The organism is Actinomycetospora sp. NBRC 106375 (assembly GCF_030269665.1).
In the GTDB taxonomy this organism is placed as follows: domain Bacteria; phylum Actinomycetota; class Actinomycetes; order Mycobacteriales; family Pseudonocardiaceae; genus Actinomycetospora.
Genome location: NZ_BSTS01000014.1, coordinates 1 through 22690, shown reverse-complemented (window position 1 = coordinate 22690; position 22690 = coordinate 1). Strand labels below are relative to the sequence as shown.

The window sequence follows — 22690 nt, the reverse complement described above, 5'->3', positions numbered from 1 at the left end:
ATCAGCAGGTCTGCCCGTCGTTGATGCACCGCACGGCACGGTCCATCAGGTCGTCCGGCATGAGGTTGATCGAGCTCGCGTGGTCGGTCTCCGGGGCGTGCTGCTGGTCGGGGAACGAGTCCAGCGCGAACGCGCGGCCGTCGGGCCGGTCATAGGTCAGCGTCATCCGCAGCGCGGGGACCGGCTCGGTGCCGTCGGCGCACGACCCGTCGTCCTCGGGGAACGCGATGTGCGCGCGGTGGTCGTCGGAGTCGGTGTTCTCACCGTCCCAGCAGCTGGGGAAGTCGAGAATGCGCACGAGCTTGCTGCCCTGCGGGCAGAGCGGGTAGCGCGTCGTGGTCCGGTCCTCGAAGCCCGTGCAGGTCCACCGCGCGTTCGCGTTGGCGTCGCCGTTCGTGACCGCCTTGGCGTCCCCGGTGGCCAGGCGCAGTCCTTGAGGTGCGGCGACGACGTCCTCGGTCGGGTTGCCGTGGAACGTCAGGTCGACCGAGCTCGCGGGCAGGATCGACCCGAAGTTCCCGTCGAGCCCGCCACCGTCGTCGAAGGCGTCCGGCCCGGTGCCGTTCAGGTCGCGGATCACCGGCCAGTAGTAGGTCGACCGGTCACCGTCGGTGCAGGTCGTGGACGCGTCGCGTAGCTCGTCGTCCGAGGACGCGAACGTCGTGGCGGTCGTACCGACGTAGTCGTGGACGTGCTGAGCGGCGTTGCGCTTGCCCGGACCGAGCACGAGGTTGTCGCTGTTGCGGTGGGCGCCGTCGGCGTTGGTGCCGCAGTCGACGCGGAAGGTGCCGGCCGCCGAGAACTGGCCACCGCGTCCGCCACCGGACCCGGGCTCGACCTCCCGGATGTCGACGAAGTCGGAGGCGTCGGGCGGCGAGGCCTTGTCGCGGCCCTTGAACTGCTCCTCGTCTCCGCCGTTGTCCTGGCCGTTGTCCTCGCCGTTGTCCTGGGCCTGGGCGTCACCACCGTCGCCGCCCCGGACCTGGTCGGCGTCCTGGTCCTGGTCGGCGTCCTGGTCCCGGTCGTCGCCGGACCGGCCGTCGCCGGACTGCTCGTCGCCGGACTGCTCGTCGCCGGACTGCTCGTCGCCGGACTGCTCGTCGCCGGACTGCTCGTCGCCGGACTGGCCGTCGCCGGACTGGCCGTCGCCGGACTGGCCGTCGCCGGACTGCTCGTCGCCGGACTGGCCGTCGGCGTCGTCGGAGCTCTGGTCGGTGCTGTCGTCGGAGCCCTGCTCGTCGTGGCCGTCCGCGCCGAGCGATTCGGTGAGGCTGCTGACGAGTCCGGAACCGTCGGACGAGTCCGATCCGGTGTGGGCCGATGCCGAGCCGGCCGCGACGACGATGCCGCCGGTCACGAGCACGGCGGCGGCCGCCGCGATGATGCGGACGGGTCCGGTGGTGCGGTGTCTTCCGCGTCGGGGCACGGGAACCTCCTGGCCGTCTCGACGCGGGCACGGCTGGACGTCCAGAGGGAGCCCGTCCCCGCGCTCGAGGTTGCGGTTGTCCTGTCAGGTCGTCGGGGGCGAGCGGCGAGGCTCGGTGGTCCGACGGCGATCGACGGTAGGAACGTCGCGGGCGGGTCGGGTCGGTCCTGAGAGAAAAAGGCATCCCGCCGCGTTCGCGGGTCATGCGAGCGGGATGAACGGCATCGTCGTGCTGCGAACAGCGGTATCCACCAGAAATTGTTACCGCGGATCTCTCAGGCGAACGTTCGGCGTTCGTCAGAAAACTGCAAGGTTCGCGCCGACGACGTTCTGACCGATGAATCGTCAGGAGATCGCAAGGTTCGCGGAAGGCGGTGGACGTGTTCGGTCCGCGCCATCACGTCTCGGATCGCGATGGTTCCTGAGATGAGTCCGGCGGAGGCGTCGGCGCAACACGGGTGGGCGCCGCGGGCCCGCACTCCGTGTCGCGCCACCGTGTCTCGGGCGGAGGGCACCGGTCGCCGCCGTCGGGCAGGTCGCCCAGGAGATCGCGCAGGTTGCCCAGCAGGCTCATCGGTGGGCCCTCCCTTCGTCGGCGGCGCGTCTCACGGGACCACCGGCGGCGTGAGTTCCGCTGACGGGGCGCCTTGCCACGGTCTGACGATCGATGTCGTCGGTGTTAGACTGACGGTCGAACCGGCGGTCTTCGACCTTCGGGAGGAGTGGTCATGAAGGTGCTCGTGGTAGGGCTCGGGATTGCGGGCCCGACGCTGGCCTTCTGGTTGCGCCGGGCCGGGCACGAGGTCGTGCTCGTCGAACAGGCGCCCGCGCCCCGCCGCGGCGGGCACCTCGTCGACTTCTGGGGTGCCGGCTTCGACGTGGCCGGGAGAATGGGCATCGTTCCCGAGCTGCGACGGCGCGGGCACCGCTTCACCGAGGCGCGCGGGGTCACCTCGCGCGGACGTCGGTTCGCGTCCTTCACGCCCTCGGCGCTGTTGAGATCGGACGACCGGTACGTCAGCATCGCCCGCTCCGAGCTGGCCGCGACGATCTACGAGGCTCTCGAGGGACGCGTCGAGACCGTTTTCGGTGACACCGTCGCGGCGTTGGCCGACGACGGCGACCGGGTGCACGTGACCTTCGCGAGCGGGCGCCGGGACGAGGTCGATCTCGTGGTCGGGGCCGACGGTCTCCACTCGGCGGTACGCCGCCTGGCGTTCGGGCCCCAGCAACGGTTCGAGGACCACCTCGGGATCGTGGTGTCCGCCTTCGAGGTGAGGGGGTACCGCCCCCGGAACGATCTCGTCGCCATGATGTACGCGGAAGTCGGCTTCCAGTTGGTCCGCCTCTCACTGCCGGACGACGTCACGATGTTCCTGATCACGCTGCGGCACGAGGGCGAGCTCCCGGGGGGCGACGTGCACGCCCAGCAGGGGCTGCTGCGCGACCGACTCGCCGGTCGGGGCTGGGAGACCGCGGCCGCGCTCGAGGCGATGTCCTCGGCGGACTCGTTCTACATCGACCGGGTGAGCCAGATCCGGATGCCGGCGTGGAGCCACGGACGGATCGGACTTGTGGGTGATGCGGCCGCCTGCCCGTCGTTGCTCGCCGGCCAGGGCTCCGCATTGGCGATGGTCGAGGCGTACACGCTCGCGACCGAACTGGCTCGGTGCGACGGCGACCACGGCGCGGCGTTCGAGCGTTACGAGACCCGGCTGGCTCCGTTCGTGCGCGCGAAGCAGGACGCCGCGCGCGGTCTGGGCCTGGCCTTCGCGCCGAGGAACAGGACGCAGCTGGTGGTGCGGAACGCGACGATGAGCTTGATGGGGTTGCCCGGCGTCGCCGATCGCGTCATGCGCCGCAGCTTCCACGACACCGTCGAGCTGCCCGAATCGGCGACGTCCGGGTCGGCGCTCTGAGGCATGGTCCGACCGCGCTTCCGCAAGCTCCCCGCGGCGCAGCAACAGACGATCGTGCGTGCCGCCGTCGAGGAGTTCGCCGCGCACGGCTTCCACGACGGGTCGCTGAACCGGGTCATCGACGCCGCCGGGGTGTCGAAGGGGTCGATGTACTACTACTTCGACGGCAAGGAGGACCTCTACGCCTACGTGACCCGACTCGAGTTCGAACGGCTCTTCGACGAGGTCGGACCCCTAGGGCTGTCGACCCTCGGAGATCGTGACGCGTTCTGGGAGGCGGTGGAGCGCTACTACGGCGACCTGATGGCGGCGTTCACCGCCTCCCCGCAGCTGGCGGCGCTGACGCGGGGCTGGCTGGCCGCCGCGGCGAACCCGGCCCTCCGCACGGCGCAGCAGGAGCTCGAAGTGCTGACGCTGCCCTGGATCGAGCGAACCCTCGCCGCGGGACAGGACGTCGGCGCGGTCCGCGCCGATCTGCCGTCGGGCCTGATGATCGGCGTGGTGGTGGGGATGGGTCAGGCGATGGACACCTACCTCATCGCCGAGGACCCCGGAGACGACCGCCGCCGGGAACTCATCCACGCCTTCGTCGGGATGATGCGCGGCGCACTGCAGCCCTGAGTCGCGGGCCCGCCCCGCGGTCCGAGCGCGGGGCGGGCAGCCCGAGCCACCGCGGGGTCCGAAGGAGGTAGCGCTGGTAGGTGCCGCCGAAGAGGGCGGCGAGATGGCGTTCCTCGACCGGGACCCACCAGGCGAGAGCCCCGGCGGCACCGGTGGCCGATGCGGCCGCCGGTATCGAGCGGCGTGCGCACGCCAGCCCGCTCAACAGCGCCACGTATCCGAGGTACTGGGGATGCCGGCTCCAGGCGTAGACACCGCCGCGGACGACCCGATCGTCGCCCATCCCCGAGACATGGGTGGTGCCGGTGAAGCGGCGCATGCCGGCCACGCTCGTCGCCGCACCGACCGCAGCGAGCCCGTAACCCGTCACCGTGATCGTGCTGCTCCGGGCCGGACGCCGCCCCGTCGGAGCGACGAGGAAACCCACCAGGGCGGCGGCGTGGGCCATGTAGGTGGCGTACATCCAGGCGACGGTCGGAGCCGACAGCCGATCCGCGGACAGCAGCTCCCGGCGCATGCGGGGGAGGAGGGCGGTGACGGAGACGGCCGCGCCAGCCGACCCCGCCGCCGGTACCGCGAGGCCCTCCCACCGGTTCGGGACGGCGGGGGGCCGCTTGGTAGGTAGTGATGTAGACATATGCGCATGTTGCAATGAGTCGGAGCTCCCGCACCTTGCGATCGCCTGACGGAGATCACCGTCATCCGACATCTGTCGTGGGGGGCACGGCGCGGGCGATCCGGACCGCAGAGGGCAACGGGTGGTTGTGAGGGCGCCGCGCCGACGACTTGCGATCCCCTGACGAGGGGGCGTCGCCGCTGGCGAACCTGCCGCGCCGGCTGTCCACTCGGTCGGGACATCCCACGCGGTCGGGACAGAACGGCCCGACAAGCCGGAGGAGGAATCCTTGGTCCGCTATCTCCGGGAGCACACCAGCCCCCCGGTGTTCATCTCATCAGCGATCATCGCGCTCGCGCTCGTGCTCTGGGGCGTCATCGCGCCCGCCACGCTGTCCACGGCGGCGAGCGCGGTGAACTCGGTGATCGTCACGAACTTCGGGTGGCTCTACATCTTCAGTGCCACCGGCTTCCTGATCTTCGTCGTGGTGCTGATGGCCTCGCGCTACGGCCGCATCCGGCTCGGACCGGCCGACTCGAAGCCCGAGTACGGTACGACGTCGTGGTTCGCGATGCTGTTCACCGCGGGCATGGGGATCGGGCTCGTGTACTACGCGGTCAGCGAACCGATCAGCTACTTCCAGGAACCACCCGTCGGCGCCGGGGGGACGCCCGAGGCCGCCTCGAACGCCATGTTCCTGACCTTCTTCCACTGGGGCCTGCACCCGTGGGCGATCTACATCGTGCTGGGTCTCGCGCTCGGCTACTTCGCGTTCCGCAAGGGCCTGCCGCTGCGTCCGGCGTCGGCGCTCTACCCGCTGCTCGGTGACCGCATCAACCGCTGGCCCGGCTTCGTCGTCGATGTGCTCGCAGTGTTCGGCACGCTGTTCGGGCTGGCCACCTCGCTGGGCCTCGGCGCCCAGCAGGTCGGGGCCGGGCTCGAGACGCTGTTCGGGATCTCCAACACCACACCGCTGCAGATCGTGCTGATCCTCGCGATCACCGCCATCGCGGTGACCTCGGTGATGCTCGGGATCGACAAGGGCATCCGGAACCTGTCGCTGATCAATCTGTGGCTGGCGTTCGCGCTGATGGTGTTCGTGTTCGTCTTCGGGCCGACCCGCGATCTGCTCAACACCACCGTCGCCAACTTCGGGAACTACCTGCAGAACCTCCCGACCCAGAGCTTCCAGACCTACCCCGGCAACCCGGCCGCTCAGGACTGGCAGGCCAGCTGGACGCTCTTCTACTGGGGCTGGTGGATCTCCTGGTCGCCGTTCGTCGGGATGTTCCTCGCGCGCATCTCCTACGGACGCACCATCCGCTCGTTCATCGGCGGCGCCCTGTTCGCGCCGGTCGGCGCGTCGATGGTGTGGCTGACCATCTTCGGTGAGTCCGCGTTGCGTGCCCTCCAGCAGGACCCGGCCAACCCGCTGGGCCAGGCCTCCACGGACACCGGGATGTTCGTGCTGCTCCAGCAGCTGCCCGTCGGGGCCATCGCCGCGGTCCTCGCCTCCGCCGTCGCGGTCATCGTCGTGGTGCTCTTCTTCGCCACGTCGTCGGACTCCGGCTCGCTGGTCGTCGACATCCTCACCAACGGTGGCGACCCGAACCCGCGCTGGCAGCAGCGCCTGTTCTGGGCGGTGATGGAGGGCGTGATCGCCGCGGTGCTCCTCGGGGCGGGCGCCGCCAGCGGCGCCGACGCGCTGAGCGCGCTGCAGACCGCCTCGATCCTCGCCGGCCTCCCGTTCTGCCTCGTGCTCATCGCCATGTGCGTCGGGCTGATGAAGGCGATGTCGACCGAGCGGTTCGTGGTCCGGGCACCGTCGGAGGCCTCCCCGATGCCGGGACTGCGGGCCGCCTCCATGCCGACCGGCGCGGCGGTCGCCTCGAACGGCAACGGCAACGGCAACGGCAGGCACGCGCAGGAGGACACCTCGGAGCACGGCGAACCGGCCGACGGCTCCGGGCTCGGCGAGGACGAGGAGCTCGACCCGACGCTGGGGGAGACCGCGGTCGCGGAGTTCTCCCAGGCCCAGGGGGCGAGCTCGACGTAGACGCCGTTACCCGCGACGTGCGACCCGGACCCGTGGAGCCCCACGGGTCCGGTCCCGTCGCCCGAGTCGTTCGAGGAGGAACGATGCCGGAGAACCAGCGCGCCGCCCAGCGCGCCCACGAGAACGTCGGGCTTCCCGACGAGTACTACGACGGCGAGGGCCGGCCTGCCGCGGCCCGAGCGCGCGACGCCGACGCCGACGCACAGGAGGCCCGCGACCGCGAGCCCGAGCAGCGCGACGCCGCGGAACGGGACACCTGACCCGCGGCGCCGTGGGGTGGACCCGCTCTCCGGCGGCCACCACCCACGCCCGAGCCGCAACTCACGGCCGAGCCGCGGCCTTCGGCCGTACCGCGACCCCGGCCGTACCGCGACCCCGGCCGTCTGACGACCATCGGGTGCGCAGGCCCGGCGACGTCTGACTCGGCGCCGCCCGCCGGCGCCGGCCACGGCATGTCGACAGGCGTCACGAGGGCGCCCGCAGGCGCCGGCTCGGCCACGCGCTGACCGGCCCCACCCACCAGATCAACGCGGGCACCAGGAACGCGCGCACGAGGAAGGTGTCCAGCAGCACGCCGACCGTCATGGCGAAGGCGAGCTCCTGGAACGGCGCCAGCGGCACCAGCGCCACGAGACCGAAGCTGGCGGCGAGCGTGACGCCCGCCGCGCCGATGGCGCGCGTCGAGCGGGGGATCGCGACGGCGAGGGCGTCGCCGAGCGGTCGGCTGCGCGCCGCCTGCCAGACGTCGCCGACCCCGAAGATGTTGTAGTCCGACCCCAGCGAGGCGAGCAGGGCGCCCACGGCGAAGGGCACGAAGAAGATCAGGCCCTCCTGGCCGAGCGACCCGAAGACCAGCGACGTCAGCCCCAGCGCGGAGCCGACCACGAGCACGCTGCAGGCGAGCAGGTAGAGCGGGGCGACGAGGCTGCGGAGGAACAGCACGAGGAGCAGCAGCTCGACGGCGGCGACGACCACGGCCACCCGCACCAGGTCGGCGTGGGCGCTCTCCACCAGACCGAGACCGAGGGCCGTGTCGCCGGCGTAGGCGGTGCTCACTCCGCCCAGCCCAGCCGTGGACAGCAGCCCGGGCATGTCCCGCTGCAGCGACCGCAGGGTCTCCACCGCCGTGGCGCCCAGAGGATCGGCGTCGAGCACGACGAGGAAGCGCGCGGCGTCTCCACGCGGCCCGAGGAACAGCGCGTACCGGTCGGGAACGGGGTCCGGGAGCCGGCCCTGGACGGGACCCAGCACCCCGGCCACGCCGGGACGACCCGCGAGCTCCCGCTGCAGCTGCGCCAGGGCGTCCCGCCGGGTGGCGACGTCGGGACCGGTCAGGAGGAGCTCGGTGGGAGAGAGCACCCCGGGGGCGAACCCCTCGGCGGCCCCTTCCCAGGCGACCCGCACCGGGTTGCCCGCCGGCAGCGAGTCCATCGGCGACACCGCCTCGCGCAGGGAGGCGAGCGGCAACGCGCACACCGCGAGCACGGCGAGCGCGCTCACCGCCGCCGCCGGGGCCACCCACCGCCGCCCGGTGACGAGGCGGACGAACCGGCTGCGGCCGCGGTCGGGCTCGACGGCGGGCTGCGGGGTGCCGGTCCCCCCGTGCCGACCGGCCCGACCGGGCCACAGCACCGCCCGTCCGCACAGCGTCATCAACGGCGGGACGACGAGGACCGAGACGACCAGGGACGCCAGCACGGTCAGGGCGAGTCCCGGTCCGAAGGCCCGGAACAGCTCCGTGCGCGCGACGCTGAGCGCGGCCACGCCGGCCGCCACGGTCAGCCCGGCCACGACCACGATCGCCAGGTAGTCCTCGACGGCGCCCCGGGTCGCGGCGCGGCCGTCCTCTCCCCGGCGCAGCCGGCGGGCCATCCCGGAGAGGAAGAGGACGGCGTAGTCCGTGCTGACCCCCAGGGCCAGGGCGACCAGGACCGGTTCGAGCTGACCGGGTGCGCTGATCCCGAAGGCCTGGGCGACCGTCCCCGTGAGGTGGTCGGCGACGACGTACGACGTCCCGGCCGCGACCAGCGTGACGACCGGAGCCAGGACAGATCGGAAGGCGAGGGCGACGACGAGGCCGACCGCCACCACGGAGCCGACCTCCACCTCGGTCAGGTGGTCTGCCACCAGCCGGCCCTGCTCGGACTGCAGGGGGACCGTCCCGCTCACGCCGAGCAGGTGGTCGCCGGGCTGGTCGATGCGGGCGGCGTAGTCCGCCGCCACCTGCTCCTGCACCCCGGTCGGGGCGCGGGGGTCGGTGAACAGGTAGGTGACGATCGTGGTGGTCGGGCCGGTCGGGATGAGCTGCCCGGGGGTGGGGAGCCCGAGTGTCGGCACGCCGGGCGCCGATCCCGGCAGGAGGCCCGGGGGCAGCCCGCGAGGGACGCCGTCGACGACCGGCAACGCGAACAGCAGCGGCGGCGTCGGACGGCCCCGGTAGGCCGGTTCGTCGACCTCCGCCGCGCGCAGCGTCGCCCGGGTCTGGGCGTCGGGGTCGAGACCGGCCGGGTCGTGCTGCACCACGGCGGTGCGGGTCAGCAGGGGCAGGCCGAACGTCTGCAGGGCACGGATCTGTGTCTGCACGGCCGGGGTGTCCGCACCGACGACGTCCGACAGGCCCCCGCCGACGGTGGCCAGGGTCGGGAGCGAGGTCACCGTGGCCCACACGCCAGCGGCGGCGAGCACGAGCAGGACCCACCAGCCGCGCGTGAGGACCACGGCGGCGGCGCGCACGGGCAGGGCCCGAGGAGGAGGAACGGGCTCCCGCGGGGTCACGGTTGCTGGTCAGAGTCCCAGGGCGGCGGCCCGGGCCACGCCCTGGTCCTGCTCGCCGGAAACCGCCGCTGACCCGAACGCGGCCGCGATCACGCGGAGGGCGTCCTCCAGGCCGACGGTGTCGATCGTCCTCATCGGGCATCTCCTCGCGTGTGCCGTCACACCCCGGCGGTCGCCTGACGGGCCGTCTCCCGCGTCACGGGCGCCGGAAGAGCATCTCGTCGAGACGCGTCTGCACCGTCCGCCCGCTCTCCCAGGGGTTCGCCCCCGGCACGACGTCGGGCGTCGGGATGTCCGCGCGGTGCTGCCGCTTGCGTGGGGTGGAGACCCCGATCCGGCGGTCCCGCTCGTCGATCAGGGACTGGTCGGCCTGCCCGTCCTCGGTCAGGGCCATCATCAGCTGCGGGATTCCGTACGGGAAGTCGTCGCGGTCGTACTGCCAGGTGTGGAAGGTCTTCCCGTAGGTGTGCACGAGGTCGGAGAAGTAGGCGTGCTCGGCGATGTCGGGGACACCCGGCGCGGCCAGGACGCCGGACTTCACCTCGTAGTGGTGGCTGTGCCACAGGCGCTTCTCGTCGTCGGGCAGCCGCCGGAAGCGCTCCTCGCTGACGATGTACTCGATCCCGATCAGCCGGGCATCGGGCGCGTTCCGGTCGAAGATCACACACTGGTGCAGGTCGTGCTGCAGATGGACGCAGAAGTGCGACGCCTCCACCTGTCGCCCCAGGTCGTCCGCGTACATGTGGAAGCCGTTGAGGTAGGTGCTGATCGCGTCGATCGGGTACTTCGACTGCGTCACGCCGGACGCGACGTCGAGAGCGCGATGCTTGAGCGGATGGCCCCGGCCGACCTTCGCCGTCATCGCGACCTTCCGGCCGGCCGCCAGCGCGGCCGCGCTGACCACGCCTGCAGCGAACCCGATACCGACCGCCCGAGCTGCGCCCGGACCGTGGTGGCGGGTGCAGCTGTTGTCGTGTGTGGGTGCCATGGGAGGGCCTTCCCGACGCGTGCGGTGCCGGAAACGCCGGTGCATCCGGGGTGCCTCCGGCCACACCGACCGCAAGCGCCGCGCAAGATTGTCGACGCCGGATCGGCGGCAACTCCCTCCGTGAACAGTTGAGAGTGCCAACCGCGAGCGGGTGTCGAGGACGGATGCGGCGTCGCTGGACATCAACCACGCCGACCGGTCCCCGGCCTCCCCCGACCGCGACTCCGGCGAGCCGCGGAGGCCCCGCCGGAGTCCCGGCGGTCCCGCAGCGACGGGCGCCATCGGCGTGCGAGCCACCCGGCCATGTCCCGGCTACGTCGCCACGACGACCACGGTGGCGACGACGCCGACGGCCAGTATCAGGACGCCGCCCACGAGCCACGACGTGATGAGGGCCCACCTCGGGAGGCGCCCGCGACGCCGCGGGCGATGGGCCGCCGACCGTGCGGGACCCGACCCCTCCTCGCCGTTAGGGGCCGGACGCCGCACGGTCGGCGGACCGAACAGGGGCGCGTGTGGCGGTGCGTGCTGCCCGGGGCCCGGTCGGCGACGACCGGCCAATCGGACCGACATCTGCTGCAGCTTCGCGTGGTCCGGTGCGGTGTCTCCCAGCGGTGTCATCGCGGCTCCTGACCCTCGGCAGCTGGCGGATGCTGATCGAACGACTGCGGCTCCGGCGGAGCGCGGGGCACGGTGCGGCGGCCGCCCCCGCCGGCCGTGCACCGTGCCCCCCGGGGGACATCGATGCGGCCGGTGGTCTCCGTTAGTGGGGGCCGCCTTGCGATCAGCTGACGGCGAGGGCATGCGTCGGCGAGAGGACTGCCGGCGGTTCGCGAGCCGGCCGGATCGGGAAACGGGTGCCGGATGGCTGCCTCGCGACAGGAATCCGCGCGGCACGAGGACGTGTCGCCGGCGGCCGACAGCCGGTCCTTCCTCCTCATGCTCGGCGCGCCCGCGTTCGGCACCTCGTTCGCGCTGACGGTGCTGACCACGTACCTCCCGTCGCTGCTGCACCGCGAGTCCGGACCCGTCGTGACCGGTCTGGTGATCGGTGGCGAGGGCGCGGCCGGGATCGTCCTGCCGCTGCTGGTCGGTGTCGTGGGTGATCGCTGCTCGCGCGTCGTCGGCGACCGTCTGCGGTTCGTGCTGCTGGCGGCGCCGATCTGCATCGCCGCCCTCCTGCTGATGGCCACCGACCTCGGGTCCGCCGTGCTCGTCGTCGGAGCCGCGGCCTACTTCGTCGGGCACTTCGCGTACCTGACGCCGTACGAGGCCCTCTATCCCGATCTCGTGCCGGACGTCGTGAGCGGGCGGTCGCGCACCGCGGCCTCGGCGTGGCGCTTCGCGGGGCTCGGTGCGGCGCTCGTCGGGGGTGGATTCCTTCTCGACCTGTGGCCGCCCGCGCTGTTCCTGCTGGCTGCCGGCACGGTCGTCGCCGGCACGGCGGTGCTGACGCGCGCGCTGTGGTCGCGCCGATCGTGCCCGCTGCCGGGGTCGGGAGCGGCCGTCGGCCTGCGGGCGGTGATCTCGCTGCTCCGCCACCCCGGCGTCGCCGTCGTGCTGGCCGCGACGCTCCTGTGGAACGTCGCGCTGCAGGGGCTCAAGGCCTTCGTGGTGCTCTTCTTCACCGTCGGCCTCGGCCGGAGCGCGAGCTTCGTGTCGGCCGTGATCTTCCCGCTGGTCGCCGTGGGCCTCGTCGCGGTCGTTCCCTGGGCCGGGCGCCTCGCCGACCGCCTGGGCCACCGGCGCGTCCTCGCCGCCTCCTCGCTCGTGTACGGCGCCGGCCTGCTGACCGCGGGACTGTCGCACAGCGTCTGGGTGATCGGACTGATCCCGGTCGCGGCGGCGGGTGCCGGCGTCGTCATGACGGTGAACTACTCGGCGCTCATGCGCGTGCTCCCGGCCGAGCACCACGGGGCGGCGTCCGGGCTGTTCCTGGTGAGCCGCGGCGGCGGGTCGCTCGTCGGCCCGTTGCTCGTCGGCGTAGCCGTGCAGGTGGCGGCGCCGCTGTTCCCCGCCACCGGCGGCTACGGCGCGATGTGGTTCGTGATCGGTCCGGCCGTCCTCGCCGCGGTCCCCCTGCTGCTGTGGCGGCACGGCACCCGGGCACCGCATCACGGCGTCGACGAGGGCGTGTGACCCGGGCGTCACTGCGGGGGGCGTCGCGCCTCGGCCTCGTTCCCGCGTCCGTGCAGCTCGCCGGCGATCTCCGCGGCGAGGTACAGCGCGAGCATCAACAGGTAGAGCCAGACCAGCAGGATCAGACCGCCCCCGAGGGCGCCGAAGCTGCCGGCGACCCGTGCGCTCACCGAGACGTAGAGCGGGAAGACGGCGCTGGCCCCGAGCCACCCCCCGACCGCGACTCCGGCGCCGGACAGGACCGGACGCCACGACCGGGTCCGCGTCCCGAGGCGCAGCAGCAGCACCGCCCAGGCGAACAGGGCGACGATCACGGCAGGCCAGCGCAGGAGGCGCCACAACAGGCTCCCGCCGGGGACCGCGAGCACGAGCAGGGGGTCCTGGACGGCCGCGGCCGTCACCGTGGCCCCACCCACCAGGAGGACGACCGCGAGGACGGCCGCCGTGCGCCAGGTGCGCACCGGCCGTCCCGACACGGTCGCCAGCGCGTGGAGCACCGAGCGCAGGGCGCGGACCAGCAGCACCAGCGCCGCCACGGTGCCTCCGGTGAGCAGTCCCGTCGTACTCGTGGCGAGCAGCGACGCGGCGGCGTCGGCCGCGGCGCTGCCCCGGGTGGTGAGCACCACGCGCAGCAGCCGCGTCATCCCGTCGGCGGCGGCGACGTCGGCGCCCGCGCCGAGGCCCGGGCCGACGGTGCGCAGGATCGCGACGACGGTGAGCAGCGCGGGGAAGACGGCCAGCGCGGTGAAGAACGCCGACTCCGCGGCGAGCGCGGGGACCCGGTGCGCGGAGGCCGAGCGCAGGATCCGGGTCGCGGCGTCACGCGGTGGCCATCGGCGGAACAGCGCCACGTCGGTGCTCCTGGCCGGGTCGGTGGATCAGTCCTCGTCGGGGGTGTCGGCGCCTGGTGCCGTCCCGCCGTCGCCCGCCCCGCCCGACGGGCCGCCGCGGTGCAACGGCGCCATCATGGCGAACCAGGTCGGGGCCGGGAGAGAGGCACCCGTGAGGTCGCCGTCGGAGCAGGTCCGGACCGGGTCGGTGCACACCGGCCGGGGCGCGTCGGGAGCGAAGGTCATGACGGCCCCGGCGTAGCGGTCGGTCGCGCCGACGAAGGCCGCCGAGGCCGAACGTTGTGTGGTGCCGGTCTTGCCGATCATCGGGCGGTCCCAGCCGGCGTCGTCGGCGGCACCGGACGCGGTGCCGTCCACGGCGTCCTCCGACAGCGCCTTCCGCAGATCGCCGGCCACCTCCGGGGAGACCGCGCGCTCGCAGGGTGGTGACGGCGGTGTCACGTCGCGTCCCGAACGGTCGGTGACCCGCGCGACGACGGTGGTCGGGCACCAGGTGCCGCCCGCGGTGATCGTGGCGGCGACGTTCGCGAGGTCGAGCGGGCTCGTCGGGTCCGGCCCCAGGGTGAACGACCCCTGCTCGGCGTCGCGCACCCGCCGGCCCAGCGGCGTCCCGTCGGGTCCGGGCGCGGCGAGGGTCGCCCGCAGCCCCAGACGCCGTGCGATGTCGACGATCGGCTCCACCGAGCCGAGCCGGTCGGCGAGGGCCACGAACGGCGTGTTGGGTGAGACGGCGAGGGCTCGACGCAGGGTGAGCTCGTCGGGGTACGAGCCCAGGTTCTCGACGGTGTAGTCGCCGCCGGCGTCGGAGAAGGCGCTCGAGGTGTAGCGCTCGGGGACGTCGAGCTCGCTGTCGGGGTCGACGAGGCCCTGCTCGAGGGCCGCCGCCGCAGTGAAGATCTTGTAGATTGAGCCGGCCCCGCGCAGGGGAGCCGTCGTGAGGGGGAGCGAGGTCTCGCCGGCGTCACCGTCGGTGCCGTAGGTCCGGTTGGCGGCGAGGGCGAGGACCGGTCGACGGTTCGGCTCCGGCCTCACTACGGCGGCCACGTCGGCCACGTCCCGGTCCGGGTCGACGGCGTCGCGTGTCGCGTCCCTCGCCTCGGCTGTGACCCGCGGATCCAGCGTCGCCCGGACCGTGTAGCCACCGGTGGACAGGTCGAGACCGGCCGCGGTCAGCCGCCGGACGACCTCGGCGCAGAAGACGCCCGTGCCCGGCCGCGCCGCGGCACATCCCGATGCGGGCACCGCGGGCCGGGCCACGGTCCCGAGCGGGGCCGCGTCGGCGGATGCGGCCCGGGTGGGCGTGAGCGACCCGACCTCGACCATCGCGGCCAGCACCTGACCGCGCCGCGCGCGGGCGGCGGCCGGGTGGTCGATCGGGTCGAAGCTCGCGGGCGCGCGCACCATCCCGGCCAGCAGCGCGGCCTGCGGCGTCGTGAGCGCGTCCGCGCCGGTGCCGAACCAGGTGCGTGCTGCGGCCTCGACCCCGTAGGCGCCGCGGCCGAAGTACGCGAGGTCGAGGTAGCGGGCCAGGATCTCGTCCTTGCTCAGCCGGTCCTCGACACGGTGGGCCAGCCGGGCCTCGGTGAGCTTGCGACCCACCGTGTCGGCGGTCGCCGCGCGGCGCTCGTCCGGCGTGTCGGCCAGGACGTCGAGCCGCTGGTTCTTGACGTACTGCATCGTGATCGTCGAGGCGCCCTGCCCCTCGAGCGGTGTGCCGCGCACCGCGTTGCTCACCAGCGCGCGACCGAGCCCGCGGGCGTCGACACCGTGGTGGCTGTAGAAGCGCCGGTCCTCGACGGCGACGATCGCCGCCTTCATCGTGCCCGCGATCTGCCCGGGACCGACGGGGAGGCGGAAGCGCCGGTAGAGGGTCGCCATCGGTGCGCCGGTGGCGTCGGTGATCACGGTGGCCGCGTCGGGGACACGGTCGAGGACACCCGCGGACGTCACCCCGATGCCCGTCGACGCACGGGCGGCCAGCGTGCCGGCCGCGACGGCTGCGGGAGCGAGCAGTGCGGCGACCAGCAGACCCGCCACCGCGACGGCCGTCGCGCCGCGCAACGTCAGCAGGACGCGGTCCTCGTTGCCGTCGGGGTCCTCGGCGCCCTCGTCGCGGTGTCTGCTCACGACTCCACGTGAGCACGCCCTCCCGTCCCGGGAAGGCCGCACGCGCTGACGATCGCCTGACGTTGCCCGCACGGGCCCGTCCCCAAAGCCGAACGTCAGCGACCCGCAAGGTCCGCGGCCGGACGTCGGGCGGTCGGCGTTGAGAAGGTCGGTGTGTGGACGATCGGCCCGGTGTGCGCCCCGCCCGCCGGATGAACCCGGCCGTGCCCGGAGCGCCGCCCCCTGAGGTGCCCGGGGACCGCGGGCGCCGTGCTGCGCCGGAGACGGTCGGGGAACGGGCGGGCACGGTGCCCGGCGTGCCCCCGGTCCCGCGGGACATCCCCCTCGTGACGCGGGCGGAGTCCCCGCTCCAGGAGCCACCGGCCGTCGGCTCGCGCCGCCGCGTGCCGCTGTTCGTCGTGGGCGCCGTCGCCGCCGTGGCGCTCGGCCTGCTGCTCGGTGCGGTCGTCGCGCGTGCTCCGTGGGCGACGGGGACGGAAGGGACGGCGCCTCCCCCGGTCGCGCCGGCCGTCGCTCCCGCCGGGGTGCGCTACGAGGTGACCGGCGGGGCGGCCCGGGCGTTGGTGACCTACGGCCACGACGGTGACGTCACCCGGGGGAACGGCGCGCAGCTGCCGTGGAGCGAGGTCGCCCCGCTCGACGGGGACGGGACGGGCACCTACGCGCTCACCGTCCAGGCGGTCTCCGACGCCGGTGAGCGCATCACCTGCCGCATCACGGTGGATGGCCTCGTCGTCGCCGAGCGGACGTCCTCCGGCCGGTCGTCGGCGGTCGCGTGCTTCGGCGAGGCCGGGCGGTCGGACGGTCCTCGACGGTGACGTGACGACGCGGACGACGGCGAGCCAGCAGGTCGTCGGGAGGCCGTCCCGGCCGCGACCCCGGCGAGAACGCTTCGGTTCTCGAAGCATCTCGAGCACCGTCGCCGCTCTCCTCCAGGCAGGGAGCGGCTCTTCGCGCACCGAGGTGCGTACGATGGTGTGCATGGCCGAGCGCATCACGGTGAGCTTCGACGAATCGGTGGCGCGACGGGTGCGGCAGTGCGGGGAGAGGACACGCGGAGGGGCTTCCGGCTACCTCGAACGCCTCGTCCGGCAGGACGAGCTGCGTGAGGCCTTGAGGGCCCACGGTCGATGGTTCGCCGCGCATCCCGGCTACGAGGGCGACGCACAGGACGAGGCCGCTGCCGCGTCGCATGCGTAGGGGCGAGGTCTGGCATTACAGCGGACTCCTCGGCCGGCGGGGTCAGTCGGACAGGCGGCTCGTCGTGTCCGCCGACCTGCTCAACGAGAGCGACGACGTGGCCACCTGCTACGCGCTCCACGTGGTGGATTCCGATCCCGGCTCGCTCCTGGCCGTGGAGACGGCCTGGGGGTGGGCGTCGGTGCTCCTGCTCGACCGCCCCCCGCGGTCCATGCTCACCGAACGGCTCGGGGAGGTCACCGCCGAGCAGATGGACGCCGTGGACAACGCCCTCCGGGCCGTTCTCGAGCTGTAGAGCGGTCGCCCTAACTCGCCGGCGTGGCCTCCCAGAACGCCCATTCCGGGTCGGCGGTCACCGCTCCGGCGCCCACGAGTCGCAGCACCTCGGCGACCTCGGGCTGCGCGTTCTGGCGGTCGAGCGCGTCGCGGTCCTCGAACACCTCGACGACCACGAAGGCGTTCGGGTCCGTGAGGCTGCGCGCGATGTCGAAGTGCACGACGCCGGGGAGCGCCCGGCTCGGTGCCTCCACGGCCGCCATCGCCCTCGCGACCTCGTCGACCCACTCCGGGTGGCAGTGGATCCGGAACCGGGCAACGATCATGACGTTCTCCTCGTCTCCCCGTGCCGGCCGGGCTCGCGGCGACCGACGCTGTGGCGAGCAGTGTGCTCCGGATCACCTGGACACGGTCAGACCCGGGCGAGCAGGTTCTGCATCTCGGCGATCTCACGCTGCTGGGCCAGCACGATCGCTCCGGCGAGCTCCACGGCCCGGCGGTCGAGCCCCTGGGCCTGCTCGGTCTGTGCCATCTGCACCGCGCCGGTGTGGTGCTCGATCATCATCTGCAGGAACATCCGGTCGAACGCCGGGCCGGACTGCGCGCCGAGCAGCTGCAGCTGCTCGGCGCTCATCATGCCGTGCATCGGCATGGGACCCATCGAACCGGCCGGCGGCGGTGGGGCGCCCCAGGCCGCGAGCATCTGGTTCATCTGCTCGATCTCAGGACCCTGCTCCCGGCCGATCTGGGTCGCGAGGTCCCGGACCTCGGGCACTGCCGCCCGCTGCGCGGCCGGCGCCGCCATGACGAGGGCCTGCTGGTGGTGGGGGACCATCCCCTGGGCGAACGCGACGTCGGCCGCGTTGTGCTCGGTCGGCGTCGGTGCTGTGGTCGGGGACGTCGGAACGGCGCAGCCTGCGGCGAGCAGGGCGACCGTGATGACGGCGAGGACGCCGCCGACGTGACGGATACGCATGGCGAGGTACTCCTTCGGCAGGACACCGGATGATCGGTGCCGGGGCAGGACGCGACGCCGCGGCGCGATCACGCCACGAGGGCGGACGCGCGCGGAGGGGCGACCTACAGGCGGAGAACCTGGAGCTCGGCGAGGCGTGTCGGAACGGGGGGTGGGCGCGGCACGGCTGCGATGCGGGTGGTTCCCGCGCCGAGGCGTCGGGGGCCGGGCCGCCACCACGCCGCCACGAGGACCAGGACGAGCAGGAGCACGACCGCCGCGGCCAGTGCGGCGAGGCAGAGGTGGAACATCGACGCGGGGTGCTCGTGACCGCCGCCGGGGTGCTGGTGCAGCGCGGCGGTCGACGGTGCGCCGTGGTCACCCGGGTGCGCGACGTCGACGACGGTGCCGGTCGGCGGCGTATCAGGTGCGGCGTGCTGGTGGGCGCCGACCACGTGGTGCATGAGGACGATTCCGAGCGCGACCACGAGCAGCGCGAGACGCCGTGGCCACACGGCGCCCGGGCCTCCCGGCGCACGCCGTGAGCTGCCGAGTCGCCGGACCACGCGGCGACGGTACCCTAGGAATACCCCGGAGGGGTATCGACGGACCCTCGGGTCAGAACGTGGCGATCGGGTTGACGGGGCTGCCGGAGGTCCCGGCGAGGCGGACGGGCGCGACGGCGAGGTGGAAGTCCCACTGCCCGAGCTCGGCGGCCGTCGCCGCGCACGCCTCGAGGTCGGCGTTGTCGAGCAGCCACAGGCCCATCGCCACGAGGCCCACGGCGTGCACCGGCATCAGCACGTCGTCGTACCCGGACGGCTGGACGTCCTGCGGGGTGTCCGCGCCGATCACCGCGACCTCCCGCTCCCGCAACCACGGCAGGCAGGACGCGTGCCAGCCGGCCTGGGTGACGCCGGTGACCGCGACGCCCTCGTGGCGGGCCCGACCCTGGCCGGTCCGCAGGAGCACCGCGTCCCCCGGGCGCACCCGGACCCCGTGGCGACGCTCGGCCTCCTCGAGGTCGTCGGGGAACACGCCCTGTCCCGGTGCGAGCCACGGCACCCCGCGGGCCCTCGCCACGTCGAGCAGGACGCCCCGGGTGACGATCCCGTCCGCGGCCGCCGTGACGGCCGCCCACCCCGATCCCGTCGCGGCGTCGACCTGCGTGTGCGACCGCCCGTTGTACGTCGCGCCGTCCCAGAAGAGATGACACGGTGAGTCCAGGTGGGTGATCGAGTTGCCGTGGAAGGTGACACCGAGCCGCTCGGTGGTGAAGCCCCAGCGACGGTCGCGGTGGAACGCCGCGGGCATGTTCTCCGCGCCCGGGATGTCGGCGGCGCACGGGCACGCCGTCGTCGACCGCTCCATGTCCTCGGGCGCGGTGACCTCCCACGCGCACGACACGCTCCGGCCGTGGCGCACGGACCGTGCCGCCGCCCGGCGGACCTCGTCGGTGACGTGGTTCAGCGTGCCGCGCTCGTCGTCGTCGCCCCACCGGCCCCAGTTCGACAGCGTGGCGAAGTAGGCGAGCACGTCGTTCTGGGTGGGTGTCGATCGGTCGGGGCTCTCCGGCATCGCGCCCTCTCCAGCCGTGTGCGTCGGGTCGGGTGGTCAGTGCAGGAGCGTGAGGAGGCCGTCGACGCCGCGGTGGAACGCGTCACCGACGTGGGCGGCGCCGTCGAGGTGGGCTCCCGACATGGCTCCGTCGCGCATCATGAGGAAGTGCTGCGCGGCGTGCTCGGGCCGCCCGCGGCGCGGTGAGGTCCCGAAGACCTCGGCGAAGAGCTCGGTGAGCGTCGCGAGGTACCAGGCCCGGTGGTCGACGACGACGCGGTGCACGGGGTCGTCGGGTTCGGGGAACTCGGCGGCCGCCTTGAGGAACGCGCACCCCCGGAACCCGGGGCGGGCGAGGTCGTCGACGAGGACGCTCGCGATCGCCCGCACGGCGTCGGCCGGTGAAGGCGCTGACTCGACAGCGGCCCGGATGCCGGCGCGGGTCTGTGTGTCGACGCCCTGCAGGTAGGCGACGACGAGCGCCTCCTTCGACGGGAAGTGCCGGTAGAACGTGGCCCGTGTCGTGGGGGTCTCGGCGATGATCCGCTCGACCCCGACCGCCCGGATCCCGTCGCGGTAGAACAGCTCGCTGGCCTTCGCGAGCAACCGTTCCCGTGCCTCGGACCGCGGCCGGTCCGTGGCGGTGGTGGCGGCCGGGGACGGCGACGCGGAGGGCACCGGTCCACGGTAGCGGAAAGAACGGTCGGTCTTGCATCGGCCGCCACGGCGTGTCAGCCTCTCGAAGCAAGGTAGAACGGTCTTTCTCCCTCTGGAGGCACCATGTCGAGCTCCCCCACCGCCCATCGCCGCCGGATCGGGCCGGCCGCCGACGCCGCGGAGGCGGACGCCGCCGTGCCCGGTGCCGTCGCGGTGCTGCGGCGGCTCTTCCTCGCCCGCTCCGGGTTCGCCCTGGTCTGGGCGGTCCTGCTGTTCCTGACGGCCGGGAGCATCACGCCGCTCGCGGCGGTGCTGCTCGTCCTCTACCCGCTGGTCGACGTGGCCGCCGCCGTCATCGACCGCCGCGTCCAGGGGACCGGCGGTGCGCCGGCCACGAGCCGCGTCGGCCTCCTCGTCACCGTCGCCGTCAGCGCGCTCGCCGCGGTCGGGCTCGCCGTGGCCGTGACGGCCGGCGTCCCGGCGGTGCTGCGGGTCTGGGGTGCCTGGGCGATCGTCGCCGGGGTCGTGCAGCTCGTCGTCGCCGTCAGCCGACGCGGGCTCGGTGGTCAGTGGCCGATGATCGCCAGCGGTGCCCTCTCGACGGTGGCGGGCACGGCGTTCCTGCTGCAGTCGTTCGCCGCCGGTGCCGCGTTGGCCGGCGTGGCGGGGTACGCCCTGCTCGGGGGCGCCTTCTTCCTGGTCTCGGCGTGGCGACTCGGCCGGGCCTCCGGGCGGTGAGGGAGCGGACGGTCACCGCGGCACCCCCGCCGCCTCGGGGGAGGATCACGGCGTGAGCTCGGGTGCCCGGTCCGTCCCGTCCCTCAACGCCGACGAACGCGCCACGCTCGAGGAGTGGCTCGACTTCCAGCGCGCGACGCTGGCCATGAAGTGCGCCGGCCTGGACGACGCGCAGGCCGCCACGGCGTCGGCGCCGCCGTCGATCTTCACGCTCACCGGCCTGGTCCAGCACATGGCCGAGGTGGAGCGCAACTGGTTCCGGCGCGTCTTCGCCGGCGAGTCGGCTCCGCCGATCCACGACCCGGACGCCGACCCCGACGGCCCCGACGGCGGCTTCGACGTGGCCGAGGGCGCGACCCTCGAGGCCGCGCTGGCGACGTGGTCCGCCGAGGTCGCCACCGCCCGTGAGCGCTGTGCCGACCGCCGGCTCACCGACACGGGGCGGTTCATGGACCAGGACGTCAGCCTGCGCTGGATCTACGTCCACATGATCGAGGAGTACGCCCGGCACAACGGTCACGCGGACCTGCTCCGGGAGCGGATCGACGGCGTCACCGGCGTGTGAGGGCCCGGGGCAGGGCGCCCGCTCGGCGCGGATCGCCGCGCCGAGACGGCGCGGGGCGGACGTCGGAGGCGCTCAACTGCGGGCCAGGTCGGCGGGCGGCAGGAACTCCCGGAGGACGTCGTCGTGGGTCTGACTCGTGGCGCCGGCCTTGCGGATGATGTCGGCGACGGCGATCCCGCGGACCCCGGCGAGGGTGATCCGCCCGTCGTGCTTCGTGGTGATGCAGCGCGCCACGCGGGTCGGGTGCACGGCCGAGCAGAGTGCGGACAGCTGCGTCGCGGCGGCACCGTAGGCCTCCGACGCGACGAAGCGCGCGAACGCGTCCTCGTCGTCGACCACCACCTCGATCATCGCCTGGTACTGGCGCTCGAGCGGCTTGGTCATCGTGACGCCGGGGTGGTCGAGGGTGATGTCGAGCTCCTCGAAGAGGTGGCGGCGCAGCTTGCGGATCTCCGGTGCGTCCGCGAGCGCGGGGACCAGACCGTCGTCGAGCCGCGACCGGAACTCCTCCACCGTCATGTCGGGCCGCTTGCGCAGGAACACGAGGTGGCGGACGTGGTCGTCGGTGCCGTCGGGAGCCGGGTCCGTCGTGTCGCGCACGGTCGTGCTGTTCGCCCCGAGCGCCGCGTAGCCGATCTCCTGGGACAGGAAGTTGATCCCGTCCTCCATCTGCACCCGGGATGCCTTGATGAACTCCTGGAGGTCGTCCATCGTCGGGAACGTCGCCTCCGGCACGCCGTCGAACGTGTCCTCCGGGTCGGGCGTCATCGACACCCCGTCCACCGCGGGCCACAGCGAGGCCGCGCCGGGCGTCGTGTGCAGCCAGACCGAGCTGATCCCCGGGAAGCGCGGCGGCAGGGTGACGTGCGCGTTGAGCCAGTAGTCGTAGAAGTCCTGCGGCGTCATCCCCTTCTTCGCCTTGAGCGGAATGACGAGCGTCATCGCGTCGGTCACGGCCGGTCTCCCTTCGGCGGCGGGGTGCGGCGAGAGTCGCGCCGTCGCGTTCGAGGGGTCAAAGTCCGGTCTCGGTGAGCGGGATCGGCTCCCGGGAAGACGCCGACGGCGCCTGATCGCGAACCCGGTGACGATCGACGTCTGATGGAGCCTGTTGCCAAATCGCGCGCCTTCGCCTGTCGATCTCGGGATCGGGGGAGGATCTTGGGGTGGCGAAGAGGTATCGGCCGGTGGATCGGGATCAGCGGTTCCTGCTGGCCCCGGACATGC

General features: G+C 73.3%; 23 protein-coding genes. 10 read left to right on the top strand and 13 right to left on the bottom strand.

The features are described from left to right. Position 1 precedes the first annotated feature (1 nt). On the bottom strand, positions 2 to 1426 hold the full coding sequence (locus tag QSK03_RS22280; RefSeq protein WP_285656837.1) for a DUF1996 domain-containing protein: 1425 nt from the start codon (positions 1424 to 1426) through the stop codon (positions 2 to 4). 728 nt (positions 1427 to 2154) lie between these two features. On the opposite strand from QSK03_RS22280, the gene QSK03_RS22275 reads away from it, so the two are divergent. Next, complete coding sequence (locus tag QSK03_RS22275; RefSeq protein ID WP_285656834.1) at positions 2155 to 3345, top strand: FAD-binding domain; 1191 nt, start codon at positions 2155 to 2157, stop codon at positions 3343 to 3345. Between the two features lie 3 nt (positions 3346 to 3348). Continuing rightward, a complete protein-coding gene (locus QSK03_RS22270; RefSeq protein ID WP_285656832.1) occupies positions 3349 to 3966 on the top strand; it encodes a TetR/AcrR family transcriptional regulator in 618 nt (205 codons plus the stop codon). Here the strand turns inward: QSK03_RS22270 and QSK03_RS22265 are convergent. Further along, on the bottom strand, positions 3920 to 4429 hold the full coding sequence (locus tag QSK03_RS22265) for a methyltransferase family protein (protein WP_285656829.1): 510 nt from the start codon (positions 4427 to 4429) through the stop codon (positions 3920 to 3922). The two genes, QSK03_RS22270 and QSK03_RS22265, sit on opposite strands and share 47 nt — an antisense overlap. A gap of 442 nt (positions 4430 to 4871) precedes the next feature. Here QSK03_RS22265 and QSK03_RS22260 point away from each other — a divergent pair, with 442 nt between their 5' ends. Then, positions 4872 to 6638: a BCCT family transporter gene (locus tag QSK03_RS22260; RefSeq protein ID WP_285656826.1), complete on the top strand. Its 1767-nt coding sequence runs from the start codon at positions 4872 to 4874 to the stop codon at positions 6636 to 6638. A gap of 83 nt (positions 6639 to 6721) precedes the next feature. Next, complete coding sequence (locus QSK03_RS22255; protein WP_285656823.1) at positions 6722 to 6898, top strand: hypothetical protein; 177 nt, start codon at positions 6722 to 6724, stop codon at positions 6896 to 6898. A gap of 205 nt (positions 6899 to 7103) precedes the next feature. Here QSK03_RS22255 and QSK03_RS22250 read toward each other — a convergent pair whose 3' ends face one another. The 3 genes from QSK03_RS22250 to QSK03_RS22240 form a co-directional block, all read right to left on the bottom strand. After that, positions 7104 to 9413 carry an MMPL family transporter gene (locus QSK03_RS22250; RefSeq protein WP_285656821.1) on the bottom strand — a complete coding sequence of 770 codons (2310 nt, stop codon included), beginning with the start codon at positions 9411 to 9413 and terminating at the stop codon, positions 7104 to 7106. A 9-nt stretch (positions 9414 to 9422) separates the two neighbouring features. After that, positions 9423 to 9548: a hypothetical protein gene (locus QSK03_RS22245; protein ID WP_285656818.1), complete on the bottom strand. Its 126-nt coding sequence runs from the start codon at positions 9546 to 9548 to the stop codon at positions 9423 to 9425. A 61-nt stretch (positions 9549 to 9609) separates the two neighbouring features. After that, entirely contained in the window at positions 9610 to 10317 is a 708-nt protein-coding gene (locus tag QSK03_RS22240) for an OBAP family protein (protein WP_285656817.1), read from the bottom strand. A gap of 948 nt (positions 10318 to 11265) precedes the next feature. Here QSK03_RS22240 and QSK03_RS22235 point away from each other — a divergent pair. Further along, on the top strand, positions 11266 to 12540 hold the full coding sequence (locus QSK03_RS22235; RefSeq protein WP_285656814.1) for an MFS transporter: 1275 nt from the start codon (positions 11266 to 11268) through the stop codon (positions 12538 to 12540). An 8-nt stretch (positions 12541 to 12548) separates the two neighbouring features. On the opposite strand, the gene QSK03_RS22230 is transcribed toward QSK03_RS22235, so the two are convergent. Both QSK03_RS22230 and QSK03_RS22225 read right to left on the bottom strand, forming a co-directional pair. Further along, positions 12549 to 13391 carry a YhjD/YihY/BrkB family envelope integrity protein gene (locus QSK03_RS22230; RefSeq protein ID WP_285656812.1) on the bottom strand — a complete coding sequence of 281 codons (843 nt, stop codon included), beginning with the start codon at positions 13389 to 13391 and terminating at the stop codon, positions 12549 to 12551. A gap of 27 nt (positions 13392 to 13418) precedes the next feature. Beyond that, a complete protein-coding gene (locus QSK03_RS22225; RefSeq protein WP_285656811.1) occupies positions 13419 to 15518 on the bottom strand; it encodes a transglycosylase domain-containing protein in 2100 nt (699 codons plus the stop codon). A 155-nt stretch (positions 15519 to 15673) separates the two neighbouring features. Between QSK03_RS22225 and QSK03_RS22220 the strand changes: the two genes are divergently transcribed. The 3 genes from QSK03_RS22220 (at position 15674) to QSK03_RS22210 (ending at position 17013) form a co-directional block, all read left to right on the top strand. Then, the gene (locus tag QSK03_RS22220; RefSeq protein ID WP_285656808.1) at positions 15674 to 16336 is read left to right on the top strand and encodes an MmpS family transport accessory protein; all 663 of its coding nucleotides are present in this window, start codon (positions 15674 to 15676) and stop codon (positions 16334 to 16336) included. Positions 16337 to 16499: 163 nt separating this feature from the next. Then, a complete protein-coding gene (locus QSK03_RS22215) occupies positions 16500 to 16718 on the top strand; it encodes a hypothetical protein (RefSeq protein ID WP_285656805.1) in 219 nt (72 codons plus the stop codon). A 64-nt stretch (positions 16719 to 16782) separates the two neighbouring features. Beyond that, on the top strand, positions 16783 to 17013 hold the full coding sequence (locus QSK03_RS22210; protein WP_285656803.1) for a putative type II toxin-antitoxin system PemK/MazF family toxin: 231 nt from the start codon (positions 16783 to 16785) through the stop codon (positions 17011 to 17013). Between the two features lie 10 nt (positions 17014 to 17023). Here QSK03_RS22210 and QSK03_RS22205 read toward each other — a convergent pair whose 3' ends face one another. The 5 genes from QSK03_RS22205 to QSK03_RS22185 all read right to left on the bottom strand — a co-directional run bounded on the left by QSK03_RS22205 (position 17024) and on the right by QSK03_RS22185 (position 20184). Then, entirely contained in the window at positions 17024 to 17320 is a 297-nt protein-coding gene (locus QSK03_RS22205) for a putative quinol monooxygenase (protein ID WP_285656801.1), read from the bottom strand. Between the two features lie 86 nt (positions 17321 to 17406). Further along, positions 17407 to 17970, bottom strand: coding sequence for a DUF305 domain-containing protein (locus tag QSK03_RS22200; protein WP_285656798.1), 564 nt, complete (start codon positions 17968 to 17970; stop codon positions 17407 to 17409). 104 nt (positions 17971 to 18074) lie between these two features. After that, the gene (locus tag QSK03_RS22195) at positions 18075 to 18515 is read right to left on the bottom strand and encodes a DUF6153 family protein (RefSeq protein WP_285656795.1); all 441 of its coding nucleotides are present in this window, start codon (positions 18513 to 18515) and stop codon (positions 18075 to 18077) included. Between the two features lie 52 nt (positions 18516 to 18567). Continuing rightward, positions 18568 to 19527 (bottom strand): cyclase family protein, encoded by a 960-nt coding sequence (locus tag QSK03_RS22190; protein WP_285656792.1) that lies wholly within the window; start codon positions 19525 to 19527, stop codon positions 18568 to 18570. Between the two features lie 36 nt (positions 19528 to 19563). Next, positions 19564 to 20184, bottom strand: a complete 621-nt coding sequence (locus QSK03_RS22185) for a TetR/AcrR family transcriptional regulator (protein ID WP_285656789.1) — start codon at positions 20182 to 20184, stop codon at positions 19564 to 19566. A 102-nt stretch (positions 20185 to 20286) separates the two neighbouring features. Here QSK03_RS22185 and QSK03_RS22180 point away from each other — a divergent pair, with 102 nt between their 5' ends. Together QSK03_RS22180 and QSK03_RS22175 are read left to right on the top strand one after the other, a co-directional pair. Next, positions 20287 to 20901 (top strand): hypothetical protein, encoded by a 615-nt coding sequence (locus tag QSK03_RS22180; RefSeq protein WP_285656786.1) that lies wholly within the window; start codon positions 20287 to 20289, stop codon positions 20899 to 20901. A 52-nt stretch (positions 20902 to 20953) separates the two neighbouring features. After that, complete coding sequence (locus QSK03_RS22175) at positions 20954 to 21466, top strand: DinB family protein (protein ID WP_285656783.1); 513 nt, start codon at positions 20954 to 20956, stop codon at positions 21464 to 21466. A 72-nt stretch (positions 21467 to 21538) separates the two neighbouring features. On the opposite strand, the gene QSK03_RS22170 is transcribed toward QSK03_RS22175, so the two are convergent. Continuing rightward, entirely contained in the window at positions 21539 to 22420 is an 882-nt protein-coding gene (locus tag QSK03_RS22170) for an EthD domain-containing protein (protein WP_285656780.1), read from the bottom strand. Between the last annotated feature and the right edge of the window lie 270 nt (positions 22421 to 22690).

Coding starts and splice junctions, on each gene's coding strand:
- QSK03_RS22275 (WP_285656834.1), top strand. CDS start 2,155: ATGAAGGTGCTCGTGGTAGGGCTCGGGATTGCGGGCCCGACGCTGGCC.
- QSK03_RS22270 (WP_285656832.1), top strand. CDS start 3,349: ATGGTCCGACCGCGCTTCCGCAAGCTCCCCGCGGCGCAGCAACAGACG.
- QSK03_RS22265 (WP_285656829.1), bottom strand. CDS start 4,429: ATGTACGCCACCTACATGGCCCACGCCGCCGCCCTGGTGGGTTTCCTC.
- QSK03_RS22255 (WP_285656823.1), top strand. CDS start 6,722: ATGCCGGAGAACCAGCGCGCCGCCCAGCGCGCCCACGAGAACGTCGGG.
- QSK03_RS22245 (WP_285656818.1), bottom strand. CDS start 9,548: ATGAGGACGATCGACACCGTCGGCCTGGAGGACGCCCTCCGCGTGATC.
- QSK03_RS22235 (WP_285656814.1), top strand. CDS start 11,266: ATGGCTGCCTCGCGACAGGAATCCGCGCGGCACGAGGACGTGTCGCCG.
- QSK03_RS22215 (WP_285656805.1), top strand. CDS start 16,500: ATGGCCGAGCGCATCACGGTGAGCTTCGACGAATCGGTGGCGCGACGG.
- QSK03_RS22205 (WP_285656801.1), bottom strand. CDS start 17,320: ATGATCGTTGCCCGGTTCCGGATCCACTGCCACCCGGAGTGGGTCGAC.
- QSK03_RS22200 (WP_285656798.1), bottom strand. CDS start 17,970: ATGCGTATCCGTCACGTCGGCGGCGTCCTCGCCGTCATCACGGTCGCC.
- QSK03_RS22190 (WP_285656792.1), bottom strand. CDS start 19,527: ATGCCGGAGAGCCCCGACCGATCGACACCCACCCAGAACGACGTGCTC.
- QSK03_RS22180 (WP_285656786.1), top strand. CDS start 20,287: ATGTCGAGCTCCCCCACCGCCCATCGCCGCCGGATCGGGCCGGCCGCC.